Origin of the sequence: Burkholderia sp. RF7-non_BP4, assembly GCF_001521935.1 — a bacterium.
Lineage (GTDB): Bacteria > Pseudomonadota > Gammaproteobacteria > Burkholderiales > Burkholderiaceae > Burkholderia > Burkholderia diffusa.
Map to the genome: position 1 here is coordinate 1 of NZ_LOTA01000052.1, position 991 is coordinate 991.

Annotated in this window: 1 protein-coding gene and 1 pseudogene; both read left to right on the forward strand. The window is 60.2% G+C overall.

The annotated features are described in order from the left end of the window. Positions 1-705: pseudogene (locus WS49_RS35685) on the forward strand (hypothetical protein); the annotation flags it as partial. Positions 706-716: 11 nt separating this feature from the next. Next, a partial coding sequence (locus WS49_RS18280; protein WP_257130206.1) for a DUF935 domain-containing protein occupies positions 717-991 on the forward strand: 275 nt, incomplete at its 3' end.

Sequence of the window (991 nt, forward strand, 5' to 3'; positions counted from 1 at the left end):
GCGAAATCGCCGCGTGCGTTCGCGACCGAGATGCAGGGTGATCCGCGCACCGAAGAAGACAAGGTGTTCGGCCACATCACGTTTTGGGTGCAGCGATTGCAGTCCTGGTTGATGTTTGGTGCGTGCGATCCGTCGATGGGCCAAGGCAGGAAGTCGGACCCGTCCGCGATCCTGGTCGGCGGTCTGGATACCGTCAGTCGCAAGCTGCACGTCGTCCATGCGGAGATCAAACGGCGTGTGCCGTCGAAACTCGAATCGGACCTGATCAAGGTCCAGCGAGAGTTTCGCTGTCGCGCTTTCGGATTCGAAAACAACAACGCTTACGAGTGGGCGCGGCAGGATTTGCTGAAGTCCAGCCTGCGTGCTGGCGTGCCACTACCGCTCGTCGGTGTCACCGCATCCGTTGCTCCCGAAGTGCGGATCGATTCCCTGGAACCGTTCGTCACAGATCGTATCTCGCCGTCGATTCTCTTTCATGCCGGGTTGACCACGCTACTTGCCGAACTGGACGAATGGCCCGAGCCGCAGAGCCATCACCACTTCGACGGCCTGACCGCGCTGCACATTCTCTGGATGATCGCGCAGTCGCGCGGCTACGGCATCACTGACGGTTACGAAGCCGTCACGTCCCGACCGATCGAGCGCGGTTCGGACGAACGGGACGACGACTACGACTATCCGCAATCGAGTCGACGCGGGTTTTGAGGAAACGAAAAATGGCACAAATTCTTGATATGTACGGGCAGCCGATCCAGCGCGAGGTGTTGTCCGAACCGCAGACGTCGAAGCTCGGCTGGATCACGCGCGACTTTGCGCAGCATCCGTCGCGCGGGCTGACGCCGAAGAAGCTGCATTCCATTCTGGAAGCAGCCGAGTACGGCGATCTGATGGCGCAGTCCGATCTGTTCACCGACATGGAAGAGCGTGACGCGCATCTGTTCGCCGACATGAGCAAGCGCAAGCGCGCACTGCTCACCCTCGACTGGAACAT